Raw genomic sequence first — 26,357 nt, 5'->3', positions numbered from 1 at the left:
CTGAATCCCCATGCGCCTCAACCGGATCCTGCTCTCGACCGCACTGGTCGTCGTGGCCCTGGTGATCCAGGTGAGCGTCCTCGCCCGCCTCCATCTGCCGGGCGCCGTCCCCGACCTGCTGCTGCTCACCGTCCTCGGCCTCGCCATGGTGTACGGCCACGTCGGCGGCGCCCTCGTCGGCTTCGGCGCCGGACTGCTCGCCGACCTCGCCCCGCCCGCCGACCACGCGGCCGGCCGCTACGCCCTGGTGCTGTGCGTCATCGGCTACTTCGCCGGGCTCATCAAGCCGGAGAACGGCCGGCTGAAGTCCGCCACCGGCCCGATGGCCGTCGTGGTCGCCGCCGCCGTCGGCTCGACCCTGCTGTACGCGGGCGTCGGCGCCCTGGTCGGCGACACCGCCGCCCGTCATGTCGGCCTGCCCGGGCTGCTGTTCTCGGCCGCCCTGTACGACCTGCTGCTGGCCCCCTTCGTGGTCCCCGCGATCATGTGGCTGGCCCGCCGCTCCGACAACGACCCGCTCGCCGAGACCAGCCCCGCCGCCAAGGCGGGCGACATCTCCTCCGGCTGGCTCTCCTCCGGCACCGGACTGCGCGTCGGCGGTCAGCGCGGACTCGGCACCCTGAAGGCCAAGGCCCGCACCCGCTCCACCAGGGTCGGCCGCATCAAGGGGGTCAAGCGGCTGTGAACCCACCAGAGTTCACCCGAACGAGGCAATCGCGGCGGAACGCCGCCGCACCGGCGGATCGTTCATCATCCGTCCGCCCGCACACGCCAGCGCACTGAGAGGGGGAGACAGCCGCAGTGACCAACATTCCCGAGACCGGTCGGACCCCACGGGTCCAGATCCGGCTCGTCGTCATCCAGATCCTCGTCCTCTCCCTCCTCGGCACCCTCGGCGGCCGCCTGTGGTACCTGCAGATCCGCGAGGGCGCCGCGTACCAGAAGGAAGCCTCCGGCAACCACGTCCAGCAGGTCGTCGATCCCGCCGTGCGCGGCGACATCCTCGACGCCCGGGGGGTGCCGCTCGCCGACAACGAGACCCGCCTGGTCGTCTCCGCCTCCCGCACCGACCTGCTGAAGCAGAAGGACGACGGCAAGGCCGTCCTCACCAAGCTGGCCGGTGTCCTCGGCATGAAGGCCGCCGACGTCATGCGCAAGGTCCGGCTGTGCGACGCCAAGACCCCGCAGCCCTGCTGGAACGGCTCGCCCTACCAGCCGATCCCGATCACCGACGAGGCCAACGCCAAGCAGGCCCTGCAGATCCGCGAGCGCGCCGAGGACTTCCCCGGCATCACCGCCGAGCCGGAGGCCGTGCGCCGCTACCCGGGCCCGGGCAGGTCCAACACCTCCCAGGTCCTCGGCTACCTCTCGCCGGTCACCGACGAGGAGATCCAGAAGGCCAAGGACACCGACTCGCCCTACCTGCGCTCCGACATGGTCGGCCGCTCCGGCCTGGAGCGCCAGTACGACAAGGTGCTGCGCGGCAAGGCCGGCGTCACCCGCTACGAGGTGGACAACCTCGGCCGGGTCATCGGCAAGGCCGAGTCCGACGCCGCCCAGTCCGGCTCCAACCTGGTCACCAGCATCGACTCCCGGGTACAGCGCGTCGCCGAGTACGAGCTGGACAAGGCGATGAAGGTCGCCCGCCAGCAGTTCGACAAGATCACCGGCGAGAACTACAAGGCGGACTCCGGAGCCGTCGTGGTCATGGAGGCGAAGACCGGCCGGATAGTGGCCATGGCCTCGGCCCCGACCTACGACCCGAACGTCTGGGTCGGCGGCATCTCCGCCAAGGACTACAAGGCCCTCACCGGCAAGAACTCGGACTACCCGCTGCTCAACCGGGCCATCCAGGGCCAGGCCGCGCCCGGCTCGACCTTCAAGGTGGTCTCCACGGCCGCCGCGGTCGAGGCCGGATACCCCTTCGACGGCAACTACCCCTGCACCAGCTCCTACTCCGTCGGCAGCCAGGTCTTCAAGAACTTCGAAGGCGAGAACTTCGGCCCCATCTCCCTCGGCCGCGCCCTGGAGGTCTCCTGCGACACCGTCTTCTACGGTCTCGCCGACAGGGAGTGGAAGCGCGACGGCGGCATCAACCCCAAGAAGGGCAAGCCCAAGGACTACTTCTACAAGGCCGCCCACCAGTTCGGCCTCGGCAAGGAGACCGGCGTCGACCTCCCCAACGAGGTCACCGGACGCGTCCCCGACCGCCAGTGGAAGCTGGACTACTGGAAGGCCAACAAGGACGCCTGGTGCAAGTCCGGCAAGAAGGACGGCACCTACGTCGAGAAGATCGCGTACGAGAACTGCCTCGAGGGCAACAAGATGCGCGAGGGCGACTCGATCAACTACTCCATCGGACAGGGCGACACCCTCGTCACCCCGATCCAGGAGGCCGTGATCTACGGTGCCGTCGCCAACGGCGGCACCATGTACCAGCCGACCATCGGCAAGGCGGTCATCAGCGCTGACGGCAAGAAGGTCACGGAGATCAAGCCGACCAAGAGGGGCCGCCTGCCGGTCACCCAGGCCACCCTCAAGGGCATGGACGACGCCTTCGCCGGCGTCGTCACCCGCGGTACCGCCGCCTGGAAGTTCGGCGGCTGGCCGCAGAACAAGATCCCGCTGCACGCCAAGACCGGTACCGCCGAGGTCTACGGCAAGCAGACCACGTCCTGGCTCGCCACCTACTCCAAGGACTACACGGTGATCATGACGATCGCCCAGGCCGGTACGGGTTCCGGAGCCTCCGGTGAGGCCGTCCGCAACATCTACAGCGCGCTCTACGGCGTCCAGGGCGACGGCTCCATCGACAACAAGAAGGCCCTGCTGCCCGAGCCGCAGAAGAGCCTGCCGCAGGTCCGCACCGACGGCACCATCGCCTCCCCGAAGATCGCCGGCGACCCCGCCAAGGACGTCGAGGCCTCCCAGCAGAACAACCCCAGCAACGACGACGGCCAGCAGACCCCGGCCACCACGCCCCCGCCCACCACGGGCAACCGCGACACCCGCAGGCGCCACCGCAGGAGGGGAAGCCGGAGGATGCCCACATGACCAGCGCCAACAGCTTCTCCGTCTCCGGCTACGGACCCGAGCGGGCCGGCTGGACCAGGCTCTTCGCCCGCGACTCACTGGCCCGCCGGCTCGACTGGCCGATACTGCTGTCCGCCCTCGCCCTGTCCGGGATCGGCTCCCTGCTGGTCTTCTCGGCCACCCGCAACCGCACCGAGATCAACCAGGGCGACCCGTACTACTTCCTGCTCCGGCACCTGATGAACACCGGCATCGGGCTCGCCCTGATGATCGGCACGCTCTGGCTCGGCCACCGCGCCCTGCGCAACGCCGTGCCGATCCTCTACGGCCTGTCCGTCTTCGGCATCCTGGCCGTGCTCACCCCGCTCGGCTCCACCGTCAACGGCGCCCACTCCTGGATCGTGCTCGGCGGCGGTTTCTCGCTGCAGCCCTCGGAGTTCGTGAAGATCACGATCATCCTGGGCATGGCCATGCTGCTCTCGGCCCGCGTGGACGCCGGTGACAAGGAGCACCCCGACCACCGCACGGTCCTGCAGTCCCTCGGCCTGGCCGCGGTGCCGATCCTGATCGTGCTGCTCATGCCCGACCTCGGATCGGTCATGGTCATGGTGGTCATCATCCTCGGCGTGCTGCTCGCCTCCGGCGCCTCCAACCGCTGGGTCTTCGGCCTGATCACCGCCGGCACCGTCGGCGCGATCGCCGTCTGGCAGCTGCACATCCTGGACGAGTACCAGATCGCCCGCTTCGCCGCCTTCGCCAACCCCGACCTCGACCCCGCCGGCGTCGGCTACAACACCAACCAGGCCCGCATCGCCATCGGCTCCGGCGGCCTCACCGGCGCCGGCCTCTTCCACGGCTCCCAGACCACCGGCCAGTTCGTCCCCGAGCAGCAGACGGACTTCGTCTTCACGGTCGCCGGCGAGGAACTCGGCTTCGTCGGCGCCGGCCTGATAATCCTCCTCCTCGGCATCGTCCTGTGGCGTGCCTGCCGCATCGCCCGCGACTCCACCGAGCTGTACGGCACGGTCGTCGCCGCCGGCATCATCGCCTGGTTCGCCTTCCAGGCCTTCGAGAACATCGGCATGACCCTCGGCATCATGCCGGTCACCGGCCTGCCCCTGCCCTTCGTGTCCTACGGCGGCTCGTCGATGTTCGCGGTGTGGGTGGCCGTCGGCCTCCTGCAGTCCATCAAGGTGCAACGCCCGATGTCCGCGTGAACCCGGCCCCGGGAAGGGGGACTGAGCAGGCCGTTCGGGGCTAGATTCTCTTCATGGCGGACACGAAACGCGAGATCGAGCGCAAGTACGAATCCGATGACAGTGGGCTGCCCGACCTGACCGGCGTCGGCAAGGTGGCGGACGTCCTCGACAGGGGCCTCGTCGAGCTGGACGCCACCTACTACGACACCGCCGACGAACGCCTGGCCGCCGCCTCCCTCACCCTGCGCCGCCGCACCGGCGGCTCGGACGACGGCTGGCACCTGAAGTTCCCGGTCGCCCCCGGCGTCCGCGACGAGATCAGGGCACCCCTGTCCGACACCGTCCCCGCAGAACTCGCGGCCCTGGTCCGCTCCCGCGTCCGGGGCGCCGAACTGCTCCCCGTCGTCCGGCTCCGCTCCGCCCGCGACGTACGCCACCTGGTCGACGCCCGCGGCGCCCTGCTCGCCGAGGCCAGCGTCGACACCGTCACCGCCGAACGCCTCAACCGGGCCGGCGGCGCCACCCACTGGACCGAGATCGAGGTCGAACTCGCCGACGACGTCGACCCGGCCCTCCTCGACAAGATCGACAAGCGCCTGCGCAAGGCAGGGCTGCGGCCGTCCACCGCCCCCTCCAAGCTGGCCCGGGCCCTGGAGCAGACCGGCGGCACCCGCACCCGGCCCGCAAAGCCCGCGCCGCCCGCGACCGCCGGCGACCACGTCCTCGCCTACCTGCGCGAACAGCGCGACGAGATCCTCGACCGCGACCCGGCCGTACGCCGCGACATCCCGGACTCCGTGCACAAGATGCGCGTCGCGACCCGCCGCATGCGCAGCACCTGCCAGACCTTCCGCACCGTCCTCGACCGCGCCGCGACCGCCCCGGTCGCCGCCGAGCTGAAATGGCTCGCCGGCGAACTGGGCGCCGACCGCGACCAGGAGGTCCTGGCGGAGCGCCTCACCACCGCCCTCGGCGAGCTCCCGCCCGACCTGGTCCTCGGCCCCGTGCTCCAGCGGCTCACCGGCTGGGCCGAGGCCCGGCACGGCAGCACCCGCGGCCACCTCATCGCCATCCTCGACTCCGCCCGCCAGCAGGCCCTGCTCGACAACATCGACGCCCTCCTCGCCGACCCGCCGTTGCGCCCGAAGGCCGCCGGGAAACCCGGCAAGGTGCTCGCCAAGGCCGTACGCAAGGACCTGGACAAGGTCGCCCGCCTGATCACCCACGCGCTGGAGCTGCCGCCCGGCCAGGACCGCGACGTCGCCCTGCACGAGGCGCGCAAGAAGGCCAAGCGCACCCGCTACGCCGCCGAGGCCGCCATCCCCGCGCTCGGCTCCCCGGCCAAGTCACTGGCCAAGTCGATGAAGTCCCTCACCTCCCTGCTCGGCGAACACCAGGACAGCGTCATGGCCCGCCACACCCTGCGCGAGCTGGCCGCGGTCGCCCACGCGGCGGGGGAGAGCACCTTCACCTACGGCCTGCTCTTCGGCAGGGAGGAGCAGCGCGCGGCGGCCGCCGAGGCCGAGCTGCCGGGCCTGTGGGCGGAGATCGAATCGGGGGCGTCGGTCTGAGCGTGCGGGGGACCCCTCCGGGCGGGTTAGGCTGAATGGTCACCCCTGTCAGCTCATGAAGGTTCGCGAGATGCCTGTCGAGTCGGTTTTCCCGCAGCTCGAAGCTCTGCTCCCCCACGTGCAGAAGCCGATCCAGTACGTCGGCGGTGAACTCAACTCCACCGTCAAGAACTGGGACGAGTGCGACGTCCGCTGGGCGCTCATGTACCCGGACGCCTACGAGGTCGGACTGCCCAACCAGGGCGTCATGATCCTCTACGAGGTACTCAACGAACAGGAGGGCGTCCTCGCCGAGCGCACCTACAGCGTGTGGCCGGACCTGGAGGCGCTGATGCGTGAGCACGGCGTCCCGCAGTTCACCGTGGACACCCACCGCCCCGTGAAGGCGTTCGACGTGTTCGGCCTCAGCTTCTCCACGGAGCTCGGCTACACGAACATGCTCACGGCGCTGGACCTCGCCGGAATCCCCCTGGAGTCGAAGGACCGCGGGCTGGACGACCCGATCGTCCTGGCCGGCGGCCACGCCGCCTTCAACCCGGAGCCGATCGCCGACTTCATCGACGCGGCGGTCATCGGCGACGGCGAGCAGGCCGTCCTCGACATGACCCGCATCATCCGCGAATGGAAGGCGGAGGGCCGCCCCGGCGGCCGCGAGGAGGTCCTGCTCCGCCTGGCCAAGACGGGCGGCGTCTACATCCCCGCGTTCTACGACGTCGAGTACCTGCCCGACGGCCGTATCGGGCGTGTCGTCCCCAACCGGTCCGGCGTCCCGTGGCGCGTGTCCAAGCACACCGTCATGGACCTCGACGAGTGGCCCTACCCCAAGCAGCCCTTGGTCCCGCTCGCCGAGACGGTCCACGAGCGCATGTCGGTCGAGATCTTCCGCGGCTGCACCCGCGGCTGCCGCTTCTGCCAGGCCGGCATGATCACCCGCCCGGTGCGCGAGCGCTCGATCACCGGCATCGGCGACATGGTCGACAAGGGCCTCAAGGCGACCGGCTTCGAGGAGGTCGGCCTGCTCTCGCTGTCCTCCGCGGACCACTCGGAGATCGGTGACATCGCCCAGGGCCTGGCCGACCGCTACGAGGACGACAAGATCGGTCTGTCCCTGCCGTCCACCCGGGTCGACGCCTTCAACATCGACCTGGCGAACGAGCTGACCCGCAACGGCCGCCGCTCCGGCCTCACCTTCGCCCCGGAGGGCGGCTCGGAGCGCATCCGCAAGGTCATCAACAAGATGGTCTCGGAAGAGGACCTGATCAGGACCGTCGCCACGGCGTACGGCAACGGCTGGCGCCAGGTGAAGCTGTACTTCATGTGCGGCCTGCCGACCGAGACGGACGACGACGTCCTGCAGATCGCCGACATGGCGACCCACGTGATCCAGAAGGGCCGCGAGGTCTCCCGGTCGAACGACATCCGCTGCACGGTCTCGATCGGCGGCTTCGTGCCCAAGCCCCACACCCCGTTCCAGTGGGCGCCCCAGCTCTCCGCCGAGGAGACCGACGCCCGCCTGGAGAAGCTCCGCGACAAGATCCGCGGCGACAAGAAGTACGGCCGCTCGATCGGCTTCCGCTACCACGACGGCAAGCCCGGCATCGTCGAGGGCCTGCTCTCCCGCGGCGACCGCCGCATCGGCGCCGTCATCCGCGCGGTCTACGACGACGGCGGCCGCTTCGACGGCTGGCGCGAGCACTTCTCCTACGACCGCTGGATGGCCTGCGCGGACAAGGCGCTCGCCCCCTTCGGCGTGGACGTCGACTGGTACACCACCCGTGAGCGCACCTACGAGGAGGTCCTGCCCTGGGACCACCTCGACTCCGGCCTGGACAAGGACTGGCTCTGGGAGGACTGGCAGGACGCCCTCGACGAGACCGAGGTCGAGGACTGCCGCTGGACCCCGTGCTTCGACTGCGGCGTCTGCCCTCAGATGGACACCAGTATCCAGATCGGCCCGACGGGCAAGAAGCTGCTGCCGCTGACCGTCGTCGACAAGTAGCCGGTGGGCCTCGTGCGCGGGAGGGAGCGCCGGGGCCCTTCCGCCTCCGGGAGGCAGAGGGTGCCGAATGCCGCCGGCGAGGTCATCATGGGACCGTGACGGAGCTTTTCCCGCCGATGCCCTTGTCGGAGTGGCGGGACACCAAAGAGACCCTGCACCGCTTCGAGCAGATCGTCGGCAAGATCCGCCTGGCGGCGAGCGCCCGGCGCAACCATTGGTGGAACGTCCCGTTCCATGTCACGGGGCGGGGCATCACCACGCGTCCGATGGGCCAGGTCGACGGGAATCCGATCTTCACGATCGACTTCGACTTCGTCGACCACCGGCTCGTCGTCGCGACGCTGGACGGCGAGGAGCGGTCCTTCCCGCTTCCGGGCCAGTCCGTCGCGTCCTTCCACGACGCGACCCTGGCCGCGCTGAACGCGCTGGGCGTCCAGGTGGACATCGCCATCCCCAGGCCCTTCGACCTGCCCGACACCGGCCGGCCGTTCGCCCAGGACACCGAGCACGCGACCTACGATCCGTCGGCCGCCAACCGCTACTGGCGGATCCTGAGCCAGGTGGCGTCCGTGCTGGAGGAGTTCGCGGCGGGCTACTCGGGCAAGAGCAGCCCGGTTCACCACTTCTGGCACACCTTCGACATCGCCCACAGCCGGTTCTCCGGGCGGCAGGTCGACCAGCCCCGGCAGGTCGACCCGGTCACTCGGGAGGCGTACTCCCGGGAAGTGATCAGCTTCGGCTTCTGGTTCGGCGACGACACCTTCACCGAGCCCGCCTTCTACTCCTACACCGCCCCTGAGCCCGCCGGCCTGGCCGGGGAGCCGCTCAGCCCGGCGTCCGCGCGGTGGGTCGCGCGCGGCGACAGCCACCTGGCGGTGCTGCGCTACGACGCGGCCCGCGCCGAGACCGATCCCCGTGCCACCGTCCTCGCCTTCTACGACAGCGCCTACCGGGCCGGGGCCGGACGGGCCGGATGGGACATCGCGACGCTCGCGTGCCCCGGAGGCGTCACGGACGCGGTCCGGCAGGGCTGACTCCCGGTCCGGTGAAGTCCGCCGGCCCGGTCCGGCAAGCCCGGTGCTAGAGCTGAGGGCCCCCTCCCGCTCCGGGAGGGGGCCCGAAGGTGTGCGGCCGGTTCCGCTCTCAGCCGCCGCCCTGGTCGACGGGCAGGTGGATCGGGCCGCGCAGGATGGGGCTGCGGCGGTACGGCGGGGGATCGGCGACCAGCCGGGGACCGTCCAGGCGGCGTGCCAGTTCGGTCAGCGCGATCTGGGTCTCCCGCCGGGCCAGCGGGCCGCCGAAGCACAGGTGGATGCCGCTGCCGAAGCCCAGGTGCTGGTTGTCCCGCCGGTCAGGGTCGAAGCGGTCGGGATCGTGGAAGCGGTCCGGGTCGCGGCTGCCCGAGGCCAGCATGAGCATGATCTGCGAGCCCTTCGGGATGACGGTGTCCGCGACGCTGATGTCGCTGTACGCCGCCCGCCAGGGAATGATGTGCACGGGCGGCTCGTAGCGCAGCAGTTCCTCGACCAGCGGCACGACCAGGTCCGGTTCGGCGCGCAGCCGCTGGAGCACCTCGGGCTGGCGCAGCAGGGTGAGCATGCCGTTGGTGATGAGGTTGACGGTGGTCTCGTGGCCGGCGATCAGCAGCAGGTTGGCGGTGGCGACGATCTCCTCGTCGGTCATCCGTCCGTCCGGCCCGTCGTCGTTGGCCAGCCGGGACAACAGGTCGTCTCCCGGCTTGCCGTGGCGTTGTTCGAGCAGTCCGCCCAGGTACTGGCGCAGGGCCTGCCTGGCCTTTATCCCGTTGTCCAGTTTCTCCTTCGGGTCGGTTTTCGGGTCGTAGGCGATCGCGTCGATGATGTCGTTCACCCACAGGCGGAACCTGGGCTCGTCCTCGCGCGGCACGCCGAGCAGGTGGCAGATGACCGTGACGGGGAACGGGTAGGCGAAGTCGTCGACGATGTCGATCCGTTCCTTGCCCGCGAAGTCGTCGATGAGACGGCTGACGACGGCGGTCAGGTCGGGGTCCAGGCCGGCCACCAGCCCGGGGGTGTGCGGCGGGCCGAAGTGGCGCATCGCCATGCGCCGCATGCGGTCGTGTTCGGGCGGGTCCATGTTGATGAACGCCGGCGTGGTCGTGCCCTCGGCCGAGGGCATCGGGTGGGACAGGTTGCGGACGTCGGAGCTCAGGTGCGGGTCGTGCAGCAGGTCCGCGATCTCGCGGTAGGTGCTGACGACGTAGCTGCCGTCCTCCTGCCGGGCCACCGGGGTCCGGCGCAGTTCGGCGTACAGCGGGTACGGGTCGGGCCGGGAGGAGTAGTCGAGGATCCGGTGGAGGGTGTCGGGCGTCTCGGTCGTGGTCATCTCGCTTCCCCTCCTAGCGGTGGTTCTGCTGCGCGGCCGTGACCCGCCGTTCGCCCGGGTCGTGACCGGTGACGACCACGGTGGCGCCCTGGGCGAGCAGGGCGGGACCGGGGAAGTCGACCGGAACCGGCTTCATGTCGGCGGGCTGGTCGGGTGTGGGGCAGGGCGGCGGGAAGGGCGCGGCCGTCTCGATCAGCCGCCGGTAGTGGTCGAGCCACTTCGCGTTGTTGAAGCTCACCGCCGCGGTGACCCGGCCCCGGTAGCCGTACGCGGCCACGAAGCGCTGTTCGGACACCGATCCCTGGGTGACGACCACCTCGTCGGCGAAGGTCGGCACGCCGACGGACTTGATGTTGACGCCGAACTGGATGGACCAGAACAGCGGCAGGGTCAGGTGGGGCCAGCGGTCCGCCTGGCCGCTGACCATGTTGTGCGCCGCGACCTCGGCCTGTTCCACGGCGTTGGCCCAGTGCTCCAGCGAGATGAGCCGGTACTCGTAGACCGGGTTGGGGCAGCGGGCCACGTCCCCGGCGGCGAAGACGTCGTCGGTGATCAGGCCGTCGAGGGTGAGGGCACGGCAGCCCGTGTCGCAGGCGATCCCCCAGACGCCGGCCGCCAGTCCCGAGCCCCGCAGCCACTCGGTGTTGCGGATGCCCCCGAGCGCCACCACGGCCACGTCGGCGTCGACCGTGCTGCCGTCGTCGAAGTGGGCGCGGCGGAAGTGCCCCTGGGCGTCGCCCTCCAGCCGGGTGACCTTGACGCCGCAGCGCAGGTCCACGCCGTGCGCGCGCTGCATGCCCGCGGCTACCTCGCCGATCATCGCGCCGAGCGCCCCGACCAGCGGGAACGGCGCGAGCTCGGCGACGGTGACCGGGATGTCCCGTTCCCGGCAGATGGAGGCGATCTCGGAGCCGGTGAATCCGGCGCCGATGACGAGCACCCGGGAGGGGCCGGCGGCCAGGGCCTGCTGCAGGCCCTCGGCGTGTTCGCGGGTGCGCAGCACGAAGACGCCGTCCAGGGCCGCCTCGCTCTCGACGAACCAGGGCCGGGCCCGTACCCCGGTGGAGATGAGCACCCGGTCGAAGGGGATCTCCCGTCCGTCGGCGAGGCACACGTGGTTGGCCGCCATGTCCAGCCCGCTGGCGGGCACGCCCAGCAGCCACTCCGCCTCGACGGCACGGCGGCGCGGCAGTGTGGTGTCGCCGGCCGGTACCCACCCGGTCAGTACCTGCTTGGACAGGGGCGGGCGGTCGTAGGGCTCGCCCAGCTCGTCACCGATCATGGTCAGCGATCCGGTGAAACCCTCGTCGCGCAGGGTCTCCGCGGCCCGCAGTCCCGCCAGCGACGCCCCGACGACCACGATGCGGCCGTCGCGCTTGAAGGCCCGGAGGTTGTCGGCGCTGGTCATGACGCCGTCGCCTCGATCGGTGCGTTCTCGCCCGTGGGTTGTCCTTCCAGCCGGTCGACGAGGATCGCCTGGACCGGGCAGGCGGCCGCGGCGCGCAGTACCTGCTCGCGCTGGGCGTCGTCGGGTCCGGGGTGGTACATCAGGGCTTCCTCGCCGTGCATCCGGAAGGCGTCCGGAGCCAGGAAGGCGCACTGGGCGTACCCCTGGCACCTGGAAAGATCAACGACAACTCTCATCCCGACCTCCACAGGGACTACGGAACTGCGGACCCCGGGAGCCGGTGTCACCGCGGCACGCACGGCGCGCGGGAAGACGTTCGATGAGCGGAATGAGGCAGCCGCCCGCTCCTGCGGACATGCGAGGGGCCGCACCGTGCTCGTCGGGTATCTGCAGCAGAATTGGCCGTCGCCGACAGGGCGAACGTCACCTGTGAAGCCGCCCGGAGAAGCCGACCCTGTTGTGACAAAAGCCTAGCTCCGGTGCATATCCCTCGCACACCGGGCACCTTGCGCTCCGCCGTGGGGCGTCTGGGCCGCCCGGGTGCGCAGGAACCGGTGGAGCCGTGCCGCCGTTCACCCGCGGGCCGCCTGCCCGTGCGGTCCGGGCGCGTTTGGACGACTCTTTACGAGTGGCGGGTGGGCGGATGGTGGGTGGCCGCGCGGTGATCGGTGCGGTTCTTCGATGTGCCGGAGGCACGCATGGGAAAAGTGCTGGGTGATGTGCTGGGCCTGGCGGCCGGTGTCGCCGTCAGTCCTCTTCCGGTCATCGCGCTCATCATCGTGCTGGCGACGCCGCGCGGCCGGGTGAACGGTCTGGTGTTCACCGCGGGCTGGCTGGTGGGCCTGTCGGGCCTGGGCGCGGTGATGCTGGTGATCGGCGGACAGGGGAGCGCCGGCGAGCACGGGCAGCCGGCCGACTGGGTGGGGGCCCTCAAGCTCGCGCTGGGCGTCGCGCTGATCCTGTTCGCGGTGCGGATGTGGCGCCGTCGCCCCACCGACGTCACACAGGCCCGGCTGCCCAGGTGGATGGCGGCGATCGACGGCTTCCCCGCCGTGAAGATCTTCCTGCTCGCCCTCCTGCTGTCGGCCGGAAACCTGAAGAACGCCCCGCTGACCATCGCCGCGGCCGCCTCCATCAGCGCGTCGGGACTGCCGGCCGGGCAGCAGATCGGCGCCCTGGCGCTCTTCGTCGTGGTCGCCTCCCTCGGTCTGCTGATCCCGCTGGCGGTCTACCTGGTCATGCGGGAGCGGGCGAAAGGCACTCTGGCCAACTGGAAGGAGTGGGCCGCGCGGCACAACATCGCCGTCATGGCCGTCCTGTTCTTCGTGTTCGGGCTGAAGCTGCTGGGGGACGGCATCGGTGTGCTGAGTTCCTGACCCGAACCCGCACGCCGGCTCCCCGGTATCCACACCTCACGTCAACTCCACAAGATCGCTTCGTCGTTCGACGCGTCACACGTCCCGCTGAAACGGCGGCGACACGGCGGCCGCCGCTCGCGCACGGCGCACCCTTCATCAAGCTGGTGTCTTCTGCGAAGGAGACGCCACCGTGCGAATTTCTGACATCCAGCGCTGCGAGGTCCGGCCCGGACGACTCGTCGAGTGGACGTTCAGCCCTGCGACCGTGGAGGCCGCCGCGGTGCTGCCGCCGGACCCGCGGCCGCCGGCGTACATCCAGGAGTCGCACATCCGGACGGCCCGTTCGGTGCGGGAGGACGGACTGTTCGTACCGACCTGGCTGGGCACCGCGTTCGACCTGCCCGGGCGGGCCGACCTCGATGCCCTGGAACGGGCCCTGCGAAGCTGGACGTTGCGTCACGAGACGCTGCGCAGCGGTTTCCGGTGGGCCGACGACGACATGCACCGGTTCACCCTCGACGAGCGGGACGTGTCCCTGCACCGCGAGGTGGTCGGCGACTTCGCCGACACCAACGCCCTGGTCCGGTACCTGCAGGATCGGTTCGACGTGGCGGCGGACGCGCTCGGCTGGCCGAACCTCATCTACGCGGCGGTCGTACGCGAGGACTCCACCAGCGTGTACATGGCCTTCGACCACACCAACGTCGACGCCTACTCGCTGCAGCGCATCCCCGACGAGATCCACGAGTTGTACACCGCGGACGTCGCCGGCCGGCCCGCCGCCGGGCCGCCGCCGGGCAGTTACGTCGACTTCTGCGAGCAGGAGCGGACCAGCGCGGACGGGATCGACGACACCCACGCGATCGTGGCCCGCTGGCGGGAGTTCATCGGCCGGTGCGAGGGCAGGCTCCCGGAGTTCCCCGTCGATCTCGGTCTGCGGCCCGGCGACGCGCTGCCGGCCCAGAAGCTGCTGTGCGAGCCGCTCGTCGACGCGGCCGCCGCCGCCGCGTTCGAGGCGTACTGCAGGCCCTACGGCGGCAGCCTGGTCGGGGTCCTGGCCGCGACGAGCCTGATCGTCCACGAGCTGGGCGGGCAGCCGGTCTACCGCACGGTCGTGCCGTTCCACACCCGGCTGAAGTCGGCGTGGTCCGACTCCGTCGGCTGGTACGTCGGCGGTGCGCCGATCGAGGTGCCCGCGGCGCGGAGCTTCGACGACGCGCTCGCCACGGTCCGCGCCGAGCTGAGGACCAACCGGTCGCTGGCGCGGATCCCGCTGGCCCGCGTACTGCGCCTGCTCGGCGCGGACTTCCGGCCGACCTCGCCCGACATGTACTCGATCGTCTCGTACGTGGACGCCCGCCCGACTCCCGGTTCGGCCCGCTGGGCCGAGCAGAAGGCGTACGGGCTGATCCGGGTCTCGTACGGCGACCAGGTGTGCGCCTGGGTCAACCGGCTGGACGAGGGCCTGTGGTTCGCCTGCCGCTACCCGGACACCGAGGTCGCGTACAAGAACGTACGGCTGTACAGGGAGAAACTGCGGGACTTCATCCGCTCCGTGCCCGCGCACGACCCCTCCGCACGCGATTTCCAGCGGGTCGCGGAGCCGGCCTTCCTCTGACGAACTCCGCTCGGTCGCGCAGGAGTTCGTCAACTCGGCGCAGCGTGCGGTCAATCGGCGTCCCGCGGTGACCTCGTTGGGGCTGTACCGCCCCCGACCGGACCAGGAATGTGGAATGCCCCGTCCGGCTACTGCTAGTGTCTGATCGGTCACGCTAGGCAATCAAATTCGTTGTTCAGGCAAAGGACTGAGGGTTCCATGCGCAAGTTCCAGCAGGTTGTGATCGCGGCGATGGCGGCCGGCGGTCTGTCCGCCATCGGTGTCGGCGCGGCGGTCGCCGCCCCCGCCGACCACGGGCCGAAGGTGACCGACTCCTACCGCCCGTACCAGGAGTGCAGCCCGCAGACGGTGGCGGAGAGCAACATCCCGGTGGGCGTACTCGGTATCGCCGGCAACCTGGACACCGCCTGTGGCCAGTACAACACCGCTTTCAACGGCTGAGTCCGGCTCGGTGCGGCCGGTTCCCGGGCGCCCCTGCACAGGAAGACGCATCGACATGTTCAGCAGGATGAAGTTCGCGGCCGTCGCCGGGCTCGTCGGCGGCCTCACCGTGGTCTGCGCCGGTGTCACCCAGGCGTTCGCCGCCGGAGGGCCGACGCCCTGCGCCCACGACCTCCAGGGCAACGTCAGCTGCTCGCAGCGGATCAAGGGCGAGGTGCCGGAGGGTGGCACCATCCCCCATCAGGAGACCTGCGTGCCGGTGCAGCCCCTGAGGCTGCCCGCCCTGGGTGGCGGCGTCACCCGGATCGGCCCCGAGGTCACCTGTTCCCCCGCGACGGTGGGGGTGCCGATCGGAAAGGGCGACGGGGAAGAGGAGTCGCTCGACCAGTTCTCCTGAGTGCCGGATCCGGAATCTTCCGGTCGCACCGTCCGCCGGATGCCGCTTCGAGTTGCCGACGCGACATGAACGGTGTAGATCCTCGGCAACTACGGCGCGTGTGTATAAGCTCACGTTACGTAGTCGAACCGGGCGTCCTGCCCGGGTACGAAAGGGTCTATACATGCGTAAGTTTCAGCGCGCTGCGCTCGTAGCGGCGGCGGTGGCCGGGCTCTCCCTCTTCGGCGCCGGGGCCAGCTTCGCCGGCGAGAACGACGCGCCTCCGTCGATCAGCGCCGTGGCCAACTCCTCGGCCAACGCTGTCGCCGTCGGCGGCAACTTCGTCCAGCCGCAGGGCCAGCCGGAGGGTCAGCCGGAGGAGCAGCCGCAGGCGCAGGGCCAGCCCGAGGAGCAGCCGCAGGGTCAGCCGCAGGAGGAGCAGAAGAACGACGAGCCCGAGCAGGGCTACGGCGAGCACGGCGGGGAGCAGTAAGGAAGTAGTCCGTCCACCGGTGTCCGGGTGACACCGTGGCGAAGGCAGCCCGGGCGCGCGCCGGCCGTAACGGCACGCGTCCGGGCTGCCGTGATTCCACCGCCGGTCCGGTCCGGACGTCAAGTCCGCTCGGTGAAGGCGGTGTTCAGGGATATCGGCCCGGGCGCACGCCGGTCAGAGGTGACGGCGCCCGGGCCTCCGTCTTGAGGAAGGGAACACAGCACATGTTCAACGCGCAGAAGACCGCGGTCGTTTCGGGACTCGTGGGGAGCCTCGCCGCGCTCTGCCTCGGCGCCGGCCAGGCGTACGCCGGCGGGGTCGAGGGGGGCTGCGGCGGCACCGCGCACAGTGGCGCCGCATGTGTTCAGAAGAACGACTCACACGTCGACAAGGACGGCACGCGCGTCGTCCGGCAGAGCCAGAGCTGCTCCCCGGCCGACCGTCCGAACGTCGTGTTCTCCGGGGACGAGACCGCGGGCGGGACGCCGGCCCAGAACGGGCAGGTCATCGACTGCTCCAACACGGCGGAGCTGCCCAAGGGCTTCAAGAAGCCGCACGTCGACTTCTGATCGCCGCCGGCGCGGGCAGTCCGCTCCCGGGCAGCGGCAAGCCCCGGCGCCCCGACCGAGGGTCGGGGCGCCGGGGCTTGCCGTTTTGTCCGTCAGCCGCTGAACGCGCTGTTGCTGCAGCCCATGGTCGAGCCGTTGGACGTCTTCTGCGCGCCCGGGTTGCCCTCGCCGTTCAGCAGGTTGCCGCCCAGGCCGTTGGCGATGCCGAGGTTGCCCAGGATGTCGACGTTCAGGTCGTGCGACTTGCAGTTGGCGCTCTGCTCGATGTTGAACTCGTCGCCGCCCTTGCCCCAGCCTTCGCCGGCCTGGGCGGCGCCGGCCCCGAGGAACCCGACGCTGGCGAGGGTGGCGAGGAGGACGGCGGTCGTACGGAGCTTGTGCATGTGATCTCCCGGTGGGGTGAGGGGGGAAGAACGTGGAGGACGTCGATGGCCCCGGCGCCGGGCGCGGGCCGCGGTGCCGGGACCATCCACACTCCGGCGCCGGTGCGCCGGACCGAGGCTCAGAACGCGCTGTTGTTGCAGCCCATGGTCGAGCCGTTGTGGGTGTTCTGGGCACCCGGGTTGCCCTCACCGTTCAGGCCGTTGCCCAGCACACCGTCGAGCAGGCCGACGTTGCCGAGGAGGTCCAGGTTCAGGTCGTGCGACTTGCAGTTGGTGCTCTGCTGGATGTTGAACCTGTCGCCGTGGTCGCCGCCCTTGCCGCCCGCGGCCTGGGCCGTGCCGCCGACGAGCCCGATGCTGCCGAGGGCGGCGACCAGGACGGCGACGTTACGAAGCTTGCGCATGTCATCTCCGGTGGAGTGGGGGTGCGATCTGTGGCAGATCGACGTTTTACAGTTACGGGAGATTAGTGCGAAATGCCCTGAATTGAACGGCGGCGCGCCGATCTTCCGCCAGCGCCGGAAGGTCCCTGCCCGGCACCGGAGATGACGGGCCGTCGGATGCCGGCACGTGTCAGGCGGACGCCCGGGCGGCGGCCCCGGCCGTCAGAACTGCTGGGCGCTGGCCAGGGAGTTCGACTGGCTGTTGGCCTGGGTGCAGTCGACGCCCCGGGTCTGGGCGGCGGCGAGCAGGGCGATCGGGACGTTCGCGTCGAGCAGGTTCTGCGGGCTGCACTCCTGGTACGGACGGAACAGGTTGTTCTGGCCCACCGGACCGCCCTGGTTGTTCGTGTTGTTCGTGTTGTTCGCCGGCTGCGTGGCCTGGGGGGTGATCTGGGGGCTGATCTGCGGGTTCAGCTGGGGGTTGAGCTGCGGGGCGACCTCGGCGCCCCGCTCCGGGGCCGCCTGCCGGGCCGCCTGCTGCGGGGCCGGTGAACCGTAGGTCTGCGCGGTCGCCTGGGACGAGGTGGCCGAGGCGGCCTGGGCGTCCGGCTGCGAGGCGGGAGGTGGAACGGTCCCGTTGTAGGCGGCGGGGGCGGCGGAGCTCGGGCCGGCGCCGACGGCGGTCAGACCGCCCGCAGCTGCGATGACGAGCGCGACGTGGTGAAGCTTGCGCATGGAATCCTCGGCCCTTCGTTGACCTGTGCGCGGAACCTGGTGGAAACGGGGCGGCACAGCCTGCGCTGTCCCGCGGCCCATCGCGGCCGACGGCCGCGATGGGCCGCCGAGCCTGGCCCGTGGGGAACGAGCGTGAAACGGCCGCGGACACGGCCGCCGCTTCGGGGGTCACCCATTCGACGCAAGGGCGCGGGCAGGCGCATGCCCTGGTGCGGGCCCCCCGGACTGCGGCAAACGGGTGACGCGCTTCGGGGCACCGTGACCACGGCGCGGAAGTCCTCGTTCCGACGGGAGAAGGCAGCGACCGTGGACTCAACGAGGGCGAGGAATCTCGCTGCCCGCTCCCACGCGACGTCCGCGTGCCAGCCGCGTCCGCGTGCCAGTCAGCGGTAACGCTGCCGGCGGTGCGGTGTGAACACCGCACCGGCTGTGCGCGTGACGGCACGAACGCAATTGCTTTCCCTTTTCAGGTATCGAAGGGCCGAGGGTTTCATGCGCAAGCTTCACAGGGCCGCGCTCGTTGTAGCGGCGGCCGGCGGTCTGTCCGTCATCGGTGTGGGCGTCAGCCATGCCGATTCCCCAGTCGGACAGGGCAGCGCCGTTCCGGCGCCGGCCCCCGACCAGCCGGCGCCGCAGGCCTACGCCCCGGCCCCCGCTCCACAGCCGGCGCCCCAGGCGTACGCCCCGGCCCCGGCTCCGCAGCCCGCCCCGCAGGCCTACGCTCCGGCTCCCGCTCCGCAGCCGGCGCCCCAGGCGTACGCCCCGGCCCCGGCTCCGCAGCCCGCCCCGCAGGCGTACGCCCCGGCCCCGGCTCCGCAGCCCGCCCCCCAGGTCTACGCCCCGGCTCCGCAGGCGCCCCAGCAGACCGGTTACGCCACGGCGTCGGCCGTGTCGCAGGGCTCGGCCCAGGCCACCGTGTCGCCGTACGCCCCGCAGCAGCAGTACCCGCAGCAGCAGTACGCGCAGCCCGCGCCGTACCCGCAGCAGCAGCCCTACCAGCAGCCCGCGCCGTACCAGCAGGCCGCCCCCGCGCAGCCGGCGGCGCAGGTCGTTCCGCAGGTGATGCCCCAGGTCATGCCGCAGGTCGCCCCCCAGGTGGCCATGCCCGAGGCCATGCAGGAGCCCCCGGCGCATGTCGCCCCGCAGGTGAACCCGCAGGTCAACCCCCAGGTGAACCCGCTGGTCAATCCGATCATCGCGCCCGGGAGCGGGCCGGGGCTGTCCCCGGTCGGCCTCGGCCAGGTCGCGGCGCCGCCCGTCGGCCAGCTCGGGCTTCCCCGGATCGGCTGACCCCGCCCGGCGCGGGCGCTGCGTGTCCCTCCGGCACACGCAAGCCGTGTCCCATCCGTACCCGTCGCAGATCCCAGCTTCACGAACAACGGAGAACCCATGCGCAAGTTCCACAGGGCCGTCCTCCTGAGCGCCATGCTCGGCACCGTCGGCTCGCTCGGTGCCGGCAGCGCCTTCGCCCACGGCGAGCCCGGCCACGACATCGACGTCACGCAGGGCGTCGAGTGCCGCTCGCACGACATGAACATCGAGGTGCTCGGCAGCGTCGGCGCCCTCACCGGCGCCGCGGCCAACCTGCTGAACGGCGAGGGCAACCCCGGGGCGCAGCAGAGCCACCTCGGCTCGAACATGGGCTGCAACAACCAGGCGTTCTGACCCGGCCCGAGCAGTGACGGACCGGCCCGGACCGGCCGGCGGGCGCCCGCGGATCACCCATCCGCGGGCGCTCCGCGCTGTTGCGGGGTCAGTGGCCCGGCGTTGGAATCGAGTGTGTGGCATTTTGGCGGCGCAGGGTCCGCGGGCCGCCCCGCTCCCGGGACGGGCGCCGGCCGCAAAGGGCTCAAAAACGACGCGCTGGGCATGTTCTCCTCGGTGGCCATCGGGCTTGCCTCCACCGCCCCCGCCTACAGCCTCGCCGCCACCCTGGGCCTGATCGTCGCGGCGGTCGGCCTGCAGGCGCCGATCGTCATCATGCTGTCGTTCGTCCCGATGCTGCTGATCGCGTACGCCTTCCGGGAACTCAACGCCGGCAACGCCGACTGCGGGACCACCTTCACCTGGGCGACCCGCGCCTTCGGCCCGCGCACCGGCTGGATGGGCGGCTGGGGCATCGTCGTCGCCAACGTCATCGTCATGGCGAGTCTCGCCGAGATCGCGGGCACGTACAGCTTCCGGCTGGTCGGCATGGACGGGCTGGCGGACGACCGGCTGTGGACCACCGTCGCCGGCGTCCTGTGGATCGCGGTGATGACCACGGTCTGCTATGTCGGGATCGAGTTCTCGGCGGTCCTGCAGCGCTGGCTGCTCTGCCTCGAGGTGGGGATGCTGGTCGTCTTCTCCGTCGCCGCGCTGGTCCGTGTCTACACCGACGCCACGCCGGCCGCGATCCACGTCTCCGCCTCCTGGTTCAACCCCTTCGAGGTGCCCTCGGTGAAGGCCCTCACCTCGGGCCTGCTGGCCGGGGTCTTCATCTACTGGGGCTGGGACACCGCCGTCTCGATCAACGAGGAGACGGCCGACAGCAGCCGCATCCCGGGCCGCGCGGCGGTCATGTCCACCGTGCTGCTGCTGGTCCTGTACGCGCTGGTGTCCACCTCGGCGCAGGCCTTCGCGGGAACCGGGACCTCGGGCATCGGACTGGGGAACGCCAAGCACTCGGACGACGTCTTCTCCGGCCTGGGCGAGGCCGTCTTCGGCAGCCAGGACACGGGCCTGGTGCTGTCGAGACTGCTGATCCTCATGGTGCTGACCTCGGCGCTGGCGTCCACCCAGACCACCATCCTGCCGCTGGCCCGGACGGTGTTCTCCATGGCGGTCCACAAGGCCGTCCCCGCCCGGTTCGCCCGGGTGCACCGCAGGTTCCTCACCCCGACCTGGTCGACCGTCGGGATGGGCGCGGTCTCGATCGCCTTCCTCGTGCTGCTGACCTCCTTCAGCGGGAACGTGCTCGCCGACTCGGTCGACTCCGTCGGCCTCGCGATCACGTTCCACTACGGCCTGACCGGCTTCGCCTGCCTCTGGTACTACCGCGGGATCCTCGACCGCAGCACCAAGGACCTCGTTTTCAAGGGCGTGCTGCCGGGCCTGGGCGGACTGTTCATGGTCGCCCTGTTCCTGTACGCCACCTTCGTGTACGCCGCCCCCGGGTACGGCGCGACCAGCGTCGACCTGCCGGTCTTCGGGCCGACCGGCGGGGTCACGGTCATCGGCCTGGGCGCCCTGCTGCTCGGGCTGCTGCTGATGCCGCTGGTCACCCGCGGCCACGGGGTCGCCCTCAAGCTCCAGCGGAGCCTGCTGCCGCGCCGCCTGCCGCAGCACACCGCCCTGGACTCGGCCAGCCGCTACCTGCCCGCCGACAACGGCTCCGGGGTGGGCGGCGACTGGTACGACGTGATCCCCCTGTCGGGCACCAGGGTCGGCCTGGTCGTCGGCGACGTGCTCGGACACGGCCTGCGCGCCGCGGCCACGATGGGCCGCCTGCGCACCGGGGTGCGCGTCCTGGCCCGGCTCGACCTGAACCCGGACGAACTGCTGTCCCGCCTCGACGACCTGGTCGAGCAGACCGCGCACGAGCGCGGCGACGGCCACGGCGGCCCCGGCCCGCCGAGACCGCCGGACGACGAGGCCAGGGGAGTGACCTGCCTGTACGCGGTGTACGACCCGGTCTCGGGCCAGTGCACCCTGGCGCGGGCCGGGGAGCCGGTGCTGGCGGTCGTCGAACCCCGCACGGGCGCCGTCGGCTGTCCGGAACTGCCCCCCGGACCACCGCTGGGCGTCGGCGGCACGCCGTACCAGAGCACGGAGCTGCGGCTGGCGCCGGGCAGTGTCGTCGCGCTGTGCACGGACGGCATGCTGCAGGCCGCGAACGGCCGCGCCGCCGGGCTCACCCAGCTCCTGAAGATCCTCGCCGGCGACCGGGAGTCCCTGGACGAGCTGTGCGAGCGGGCGGTGAACACCCTGCTGCCCGGGCCGGTGGACGTGGACGCCACGCTGCTGGTGGTCCGCACCCGGCTGCTCGACCGGAGCCAGTTCACCCAGTGGGAGCTGCCCCCGGACCCGGCGGAGGTGGCCGTCATCCGCACCGCCGTCGCCAAGCAGCTCCGCGACTGGGGGCTGGAGGACCTGGCGTTCACCAGCGAGCTCATCGTCAGCGAACTGGTGACCAACGCCATCCGCTACGTCGGCGGCCCGATCCAGGTGCGCCTGATCCGGGACCGGACGCTGATCTGCGAGGTGTCCGACACCGGCCACACCGCGCCCAACCTGCGGCACGCCGCGAGCGACGACGAGGGGGGCCGGGGCCTGTTCATCATCGCCCAGATGACCCACCACTGGGGCACCCGGTACACCGCCACCGGCAAGACCCTCTGGACCGAGCAGGACCTGCCGCAGCCGGACGGCCGGGACCCGGGAGCCCCGCGGGACGGACAGGTGTAGGCGCCCCGGCCGGCCGGTTTCTCCACCGGCGGGGGCGCCTCGGGTCAGCGGGGGCCGGTCAGTTGCGGCAGCCGGGGACAGGGCTCGGGCTGGTCGCGCAGTTGTTGGGGGTGTTGTTGATGACCGTGGTCAGGGTCAGGTTCACGGTGCCGTGGTTGTTGTAGATACCGCCGGGGTTGTTGCCGGAGGCGGTGTTGTTGCTGATGTTGCTGATGCTCACCGTGGAGGTGCCGCCGGAGACGGCGGGCACGCCGTTGGCGAGGCCGCCGCCCGTGGTCGCCTGGTTGCTCCTGATGTTGCTGGCGCGCACCGTCAGCGTTCCGATGTTGGCGATGCCGCCGCCCGCGCCGCCGGCCCGGTTCCCGGAGATCGTCGAGGCGGCGACGTTCAGGGTGCCGTCGCTGACGAGGCCGCCGCCGTTGACACCCGCGGTGTTGCCCGAGACCACCGCGGCGTTCACCGTCGAGGTGGAGCCGTGGAAGTTGCTGACGCCGCCGCCGAAGTCGGCGCGGTTGCCCGTGATCACGACCGCGTTGGCGTTCAGGCTGCCGCCGCCGGTGACGACGATGCCGCCGCCGGCCCCGCTCGCGACCGCGCTGCCCGTGGCGTCACCGTTGGCGATGGTCGCCGAGCGCAGGGTGAGGTTGCCGCCGTTGACGGTGAGGATGCGGAAGGTGCCCGAGGTGCGGACGATCGTGGCGCCGTTGCCGTTGATGACGATCGGCGTGGTGATGGCGGGCAGTCCCACCCCATTGGGCAGTGCGTTGGTCAGCGCGTACCTGCAGCCGGAAGCCAGGTTCAGGGTGTCGCTCCCGGGGGTGCTGTTCGCCGTGTTGATCGCGTTGACCAGGGCGGTCTGGCTGCAGGCCACCGGCAGGACGGCGGCCGACGCGGCGGGGGCCAGCGCGGTCTGGGCGAGGGCGGCGGCGGCGCCTATGCACAGCACCTGGGCGGTCCGGGCGAATGACTTCCGAATGAGCATGGGGGTCCCTTCCGAGTCGTGCCCGCCGCGAGCGTCCGGCCGTACGAAGAGGTCCTGGACCGTCTCGGGCAGGGGGGTCGGAACAGAACTCCCCGTCGGACCGGTCCCGTTGGCCGGTTACCGGACGGTCTCCATCCGATGGTCCTGCGCCGTGCGTCCGATGGCCGTATCCGGCTTGCCCACCGGTGGAATCCGCGCTGACGGCGCGGGCCGCCCGGGAGGTACGCGAAAGGCCCGCCGGAGGAGTTCCGGCGGGCCTGTCTCCGGGCGGTGTCCGCTCAGGCGGCCTGTGCGTACTTCGGGTTCGGGCCGTACTGGTTGGTCTCCGGCTTGCCCTCGGTGGCGAGGAAGACGATCAGGATGATCGCGCCGACCAGGGGGATCAGGCCGATCAGGATCCACCAGCCCGAGCGGCCCGTGTCGTGCAGGCGGCGGACCGCGACGCCGAGGCCGGGCAGCAGGGTGGCGAGCGCGTAGATGCCGCCGAGGACGTTCGAGCCGATGGCGGCGTCGACGATCGCCAGCACGATGCTGATGATGATGTTGAACAGGAAGAACATCCAGTATTCCTGCCGCCGCGCGCGGCCGCTGAACACGGCGTACTTCTTCAGGACGTCGATGTACCAGTGCATGTGTGTCCCCCCAGGTGCTCATGCTCAGTTGGCCTCTCATCGAACCAGTCACGGTGACCGGAAACCATGCCTTTGGCGTGGCCGGGTCAATGTGTTACCCGCCTGTGGTCGTTCGGTGACAGGGAGGGCGCGGCAGGCGGCCGGAGGACATACGGGGGTGCATCCGCAACGGCTCCGGCCGCGTCTGTTCGGGCATGGACCTCGAGAAGCCGCCCGTCCGGCCGCCGCACCCCGAAGGGTGCCTGACCGTGGCGATCCGCGTTCCCGTGCGGATCGTCGTGCTCGTCCTGGTGGTGCCGGTGCGGATGGCGTGGGACGCGCTGACCGCCGCCGGCCGGCTGCTGTCCCGCACGGTGCTGCGCCCGCTCGGCCGGTCGCTGCGATGGCTCGGACGCGCCCTGTTCGTCCTGCCGTTCGTCGCGCTGTGGCGGTGGGGCGTGGTGCCCGCCGGGAAGGCGCTGGGGTGGCTCGGACACGTGCTCGTCGTCGTACCGGCGCGATGGCTGTACCGGTACGCGCTGACGCCCCTCGGGCATGGGCTCGCCCGGGTCGCGCGGGCGATCGGCGCCGCGCTCGGGTGGCTGTACGCGCGCGTGCTGGCCCCCGTCGGGCGGGGGATCGCCTGGCTGCTCAAGGGCGCGGGGCTGCTGCTCGCGGCGGCCGGGGCCGGGGTGTTCGCCGCCCTGGCCTGGCTGGGGCGGTACCTCCTGGTCGTCCCGGCGCGGTGGCTGTACGCGTGGGTCCTCGCGCCCGTGGGACGGGCGCTGGCGTGGCTCGTGAGCGCACTCGTCACGGGCGTCGGCGCCGTCCTGTACTGGACGGCCCGCCTCACCGTCGTGCTGCCCGCACTCGCCCTGTGGCGCTGGGTGCTGGTGCCCGTGGGCCGGGTCCTGGCCGTCGTCGCGCGGGAGACCGGGGAGGCCCTCCGGCACGCCTGGCGGATCGCCGGGCGGATCTCGCGGGCCGTGGGGCGGGCCCTGGCGACCCTCCTGCGGTGGATCCTCGTGGACCCGGTGCGCCGGCTGCACCGCACCGTCCTCGTCCCCGCCGGACACACGGTCCGCAAGCACGTGCTGCGGCCCGCCGCCGAGGCGGCGCGCGTGGCGGGGCGGACCGTACGGCAGGCACTGGCCGCCGCCCGCGCCACCGTACGGCAGGCCCGCGCCGACCTCAGGCGGACCCTGCTCGGCGGGCCCGTCCCGCCGGCTCCGGTGGACCGGCGGGAACCCGCGGGCCGCGGGACACGTACTCTTGAGAGGAGTACCACCGCTCTCACGAAGGACTAGGACACTGGGCAAGCGACAGCCCGAAGGCCCGCCGCCCGCACCCGCGGTGCAGCGCATCCGACTGCGCTACACCAAGCGCGGCCGCCTCCGGTTCACCAGCCACCGTGACTTCCAGCGCGCCTTCGAGCGTGCGCTGCGCCGCGCCGAGGTGCCCATGGCGTACTCGGCGGGGTTCACGCCGCATCCAAAGGTGTCGTACGCCAATGCCGCACCCACCGGCACGGGCAGTGAGGCGGAGTACCTGGAGATCGCGCTGACCGAGGCGCGGGACCCCGGGACCCTGCGCGCCCTGCTCGACGAGTCGCTGCCCACCGGGCTCGACATCGTCGATGCGGTCGAGGCACGGACCCCGGGACTCGCCGACCGGCTCACGGCCTCCGTGTGGGAGCTGCGGCTGGACGGCGTCGACCCGCTCGACGCCCGGCGCGCGGTGGATGCCTTCACCGCGGCCGGCACCGTCGAGGTGCAGCGCATGACCAAGAACGGCGTCCGCACCTTCGACGCACGCCCGGCGGTCGCCGAACTGGAAACGCACAGTTCGCGGGCAGATGGGCCGACCGACCAGCCCTGTGCGATACTGCGGCTGGTTGTTCGGCACGTGACGCCTGCCGTACGACCCGACGACGTCCTGTCCGGTCTCCGCGCCGTGGCCGACCTGGCGCCGCCGGTCCCCGCAGCGGTGACCAGGCTGGCGCAGGGGCTGTTCGATGAAGAGACCGGCACGGTGACCGACCCGCTCGCGCCCGACCGCGAGGCAGCCGAGGCCCTGACGGCCGCACCGGCCGCCGCCGCGACGGCGCCGACGCCGGAAGGTTCCGCGTAGGGACGGACGTCGTAGCGCAGCCCTCGTACTCGGGAGCCACCTGGGTCGGGCAGCGCACCGACCAGAAGACTTTCGCCAGGCCGTACCGACAAGGCGTACGGAACCGGCGAGACAGGACACAGAGTGCTCCCGTGCGGCGCCCGCGCCCCGGACGGCGGCCACCGCGTACAGCGCGGGCCGCGGACGTCAACGGTGAACGGTCCTTCGGGACCGGCGCCGGACCAGGCGCGGCGCCCGGGAGCCTGACGGGAGAAACGC

At 71.4% G+C, this 26,357-nt stretch carries 25 protein-coding genes; 17 read left to right on the top strand and 8 right to left on the bottom strand.

Going from position 1 to position 26,357, the window contains the following annotated elements:
* Positions 1 to 10: 10 nt before the first annotated feature.
* From mreD to TNCT1_RS15780, 6 genes are all read left to right on the top strand, one after another.
* Positions 11 to 685 (top strand): rod shape-determining protein MreD, encoded by a 675-nt coding sequence (mreD, locus tag TNCT1_RS15810; protein WP_143632317.1) that lies wholly within the window; start codon positions 11 to 13, stop codon positions 683 to 685.
* A gap of 116 nt (positions 686 to 801) precedes the next feature.
* A complete protein-coding gene (gene mrdA, locus TNCT1_RS15805) occupies positions 802 to 3,054 on the top strand; it encodes a penicillin-binding protein 2 (protein WP_143632315.1) in 2,253 nt (750 codons plus the stop codon).
* Entirely contained in the window at positions 3,051 to 4,250 is a 1,200-nt protein-coding gene (gene rodA / locus TNCT1_RS15800; protein WP_143632313.1) for a rod shape-determining protein RodA, read from the top strand. Before mrdA ends, rodA begins: the two co-directional genes overlap by 4 nt.
* A 53-nt stretch (positions 4,251 to 4,303) precedes the next feature.
* Positions 4,304 to 5,803 carry a CYTH and CHAD domain-containing protein gene (locus tag TNCT1_RS15795; protein ID WP_143632311.1) on the top strand — a complete coding sequence of 500 codons (1,500 nt, stop codon included), beginning with the start codon at positions 4,304 to 4,306 and terminating at the stop codon, positions 5,801 to 5,803.
* Between the two features lie 70 nt (positions 5,804 to 5,873).
* Positions 5,874 to 7,802 carry a TIGR03960 family B12-binding radical SAM protein gene (locus tag TNCT1_RS15785; RefSeq protein WP_143632306.1) on the top strand — a complete coding sequence of 643 codons (1,929 nt, stop codon included), beginning with the start codon at positions 5,874 to 5,876 and terminating at the stop codon, positions 7,800 to 7,802.
* 116 nt (positions 7,803 to 7,918) lie between these two features.
* On the top strand, positions 7,919 to 8,836 hold the full coding sequence (locus TNCT1_RS15780) for a DUF5996 family protein (protein ID WP_143632554.1): 918 nt from the start codon (positions 7,919 to 7,921) through the stop codon (positions 8,834 to 8,836).
* Positions 8,837 to 8,945: 109 nt separating this feature from the next.
* Here TNCT1_RS15780 and TNCT1_RS15775 read toward each other — a convergent pair whose 3' ends face one another.
* From TNCT1_RS15775 to TNCT1_RS15765, 3 genes are read right to left on the bottom strand one after another with little or no spacing between them, the layout of a single operon-like run.
* The gene (locus TNCT1_RS15775) at positions 8,946 to 10,166 is read right to left on the bottom strand and encodes a cytochrome P450 (RefSeq protein ID WP_143632304.1); all 1,221 of its coding nucleotides are present in this window, start codon (positions 10,164 to 10,166) and stop codon (positions 8,946 to 8,948) included.
* Between the two features lie 13 nt (positions 10,167 to 10,179).
* Positions 10,180 to 11,574, bottom strand: a complete 1,395-nt coding sequence (locus TNCT1_RS15770) for an NAD(P)/FAD-dependent oxidoreductase (RefSeq protein WP_143632302.1) — start codon at positions 11,572 to 11,574, stop codon at positions 10,180 to 10,182.
* Complete coding sequence (locus tag TNCT1_RS15765) at positions 11,571 to 11,810, bottom strand: ferredoxin (RefSeq protein ID WP_143632300.1); 240 nt, start codon at positions 11,808 to 11,810, stop codon at positions 11,571 to 11,573. The genes TNCT1_RS15770 and TNCT1_RS15765 overlap by 4 nt, the downstream gene beginning before the upstream one ends.
* A 462-nt stretch (positions 11,811 to 12,272) precedes the next feature.
* Between TNCT1_RS15765 and TNCT1_RS15760 the strand changes: the two genes are divergently transcribed.
* The 6 genes from TNCT1_RS15760 to TNCT1_RS15735 all read left to right on the top strand — a co-directional run bounded on the left by TNCT1_RS15760 (position 12,273) and on the right by TNCT1_RS15735 (position 16,429).
* Positions 12,273 to 12,950, top strand: coding sequence for a GAP family protein (locus TNCT1_RS15760; protein WP_143632298.1), 678 nt, complete (start codon positions 12,273 to 12,275; stop codon positions 12,948 to 12,950).
* Positions 12,951 to 13,122: 172 nt separating this feature from the next.
* Positions 13,123 to 14,550, top strand: a complete 1,428-nt coding sequence (locus tag TNCT1_RS15755) for a condensation domain-containing protein (RefSeq protein ID WP_143632295.1) — start codon at positions 13,123 to 13,125, stop codon at positions 14,548 to 14,550.
* 198 nt (positions 14,551 to 14,748) lie between these two features.
* Complete coding sequence (locus tag TNCT1_RS15750; protein WP_143632293.1) at positions 14,749 to 14,991, top strand: hypothetical protein; 243 nt, start codon at positions 14,749 to 14,751, stop codon at positions 14,989 to 14,991.
* Between the two features lie 55 nt (positions 14,992 to 15,046).
* Positions 15,047 to 15,388 (top strand): hypothetical protein, encoded by a 342-nt coding sequence (locus tag TNCT1_RS15745; protein WP_143632291.1) that lies wholly within the window; start codon positions 15,047 to 15,049, stop codon positions 15,386 to 15,388.
* A 163-nt stretch (positions 15,389 to 15,551) separates the two neighbouring features.
* Entirely contained in the window at positions 15,552 to 15,860 is a 309-nt protein-coding gene (locus tag TNCT1_RS15740; protein ID WP_143632289.1) for a hypothetical protein, read from the top strand.
* Between the two features lie 224 nt (positions 15,861 to 16,084).
* On the top strand, positions 16,085 to 16,429 hold the full coding sequence (locus tag TNCT1_RS15735) for a hypothetical protein (RefSeq protein ID WP_143632287.1): 345 nt from the start codon (positions 16,085 to 16,087) through the stop codon (positions 16,427 to 16,429).
* 92 nt (positions 16,430 to 16,521) lie between these two features.
* On the opposite strand, the gene TNCT1_RS15730 is transcribed toward TNCT1_RS15735, so the two are convergent.
* The 3 genes from TNCT1_RS15730 to TNCT1_RS15720 form a co-directional block, all read right to left on the bottom strand.
* Positions 16,522 to 16,812: a hypothetical protein gene (locus tag TNCT1_RS15730; RefSeq protein WP_143632285.1), complete on the bottom strand. Its 291-nt coding sequence runs from the start codon at positions 16,810 to 16,812 to the stop codon at positions 16,522 to 16,524.
* Positions 16,813 to 16,931: 119 nt separating this feature from the next.
* The gene (locus TNCT1_RS15725; RefSeq protein WP_143632282.1) at positions 16,932 to 17,216 is read right to left on the bottom strand and encodes a hypothetical protein; all 285 of its coding nucleotides are present in this window, start codon (positions 17,214 to 17,216) and stop codon (positions 16,932 to 16,934) included.
* A 201-nt stretch (positions 17,217 to 17,417) separates the two neighbouring features.
* Positions 17,418 to 17,930, bottom strand: a complete 513-nt coding sequence (locus TNCT1_RS15720) for a hypothetical protein (protein WP_143632280.1) — start codon at positions 17,928 to 17,930, stop codon at positions 17,418 to 17,420.
* 492 nt (positions 17,931 to 18,422) lie between these two features.
* On the opposite strand from TNCT1_RS15720, the gene TNCT1_RS35555 reads away from it, so the two are divergent.
* The 3 genes from TNCT1_RS35555 to TNCT1_RS36300 all read left to right on the top strand — a co-directional run bounded on the left by TNCT1_RS35555 (position 18,423) and on the right by TNCT1_RS36300 (position 22,376).
* On the top strand, positions 18,423 to 19,220 hold the full coding sequence (locus tag TNCT1_RS35555; protein ID WP_160160400.1) for a hypothetical protein: 798 nt from the start codon (positions 18,423 to 18,425) through the stop codon (positions 19,218 to 19,220).
* A gap of 99 nt (positions 19,221 to 19,319) precedes the next feature.
* Complete coding sequence (locus tag TNCT1_RS15715; protein ID WP_143632278.1) at positions 19,320 to 19,595, top strand: hypothetical protein; 276 nt, start codon at positions 19,320 to 19,322, stop codon at positions 19,593 to 19,595.
* 216 nt (positions 19,596 to 19,811) lie between these two features.
* Positions 19,812 to 22,376, top strand: a complete 2,565-nt coding sequence (locus tag TNCT1_RS36300; protein WP_235902605.1) for an amino acid permease — start codon at positions 19,812 to 19,814, stop codon at positions 22,374 to 22,376.
* 58 nt (positions 22,377 to 22,434) lie between these two features.
* Here the strand turns inward: TNCT1_RS36300 and TNCT1_RS15705 are convergent, their stop codons facing one another.
* Both TNCT1_RS15705 and TNCT1_RS15700 read right to left on the bottom strand, forming a co-directional pair.
* Positions 22,435 to 23,358, bottom strand: a complete 924-nt coding sequence (locus TNCT1_RS15705) for a hypothetical protein (protein ID WP_143632276.1) — start codon at positions 23,356 to 23,358, stop codon at positions 22,435 to 22,437.
* 278 nt (positions 23,359 to 23,636) lie between these two features.
* A complete protein-coding gene (locus TNCT1_RS15700; protein WP_143632274.1) occupies positions 23,637 to 23,990 on the bottom strand; it encodes a DUF805 domain-containing protein in 354 nt (117 codons plus the stop codon).
* Between the two features lie 194 nt (positions 23,991 to 24,184).
* On the opposite strand from TNCT1_RS15700, the gene TNCT1_RS15695 reads away from it, so the two are divergent.
* On the top strand, positions 24,185 to 25,276 hold the full coding sequence (locus tag TNCT1_RS15695) for a hypothetical protein (RefSeq protein ID WP_143632272.1): 1,092 nt from the start codon (positions 24,185 to 24,187) through the stop codon (positions 25,274 to 25,276).
* Positions 25,277 to 25,322: 46 nt separating this feature from the next.
* Positions 25,323 to 26,099, top strand: a complete 777-nt coding sequence (locus TNCT1_RS15690; protein ID WP_143632269.1) for a TIGR03936 family radical SAM-associated protein — start codon at positions 25,323 to 25,325, stop codon at positions 26,097 to 26,099.
* Positions 26,100 to 26,357 lie beyond the last annotated feature (258 nt).

The sequence above is a fragment of the Streptomyces sp. 1-11 genome (assembly GCF_007176755.1).
GTDB lineage: Bacteria > Actinomycetota > Actinomycetes > Streptomycetales > Streptomycetaceae > Streptomyces.
Note: the sequence above shows the minus strand (reverse complement) of the source record. Positions and strands in the feature narration are given on the sequence as shown.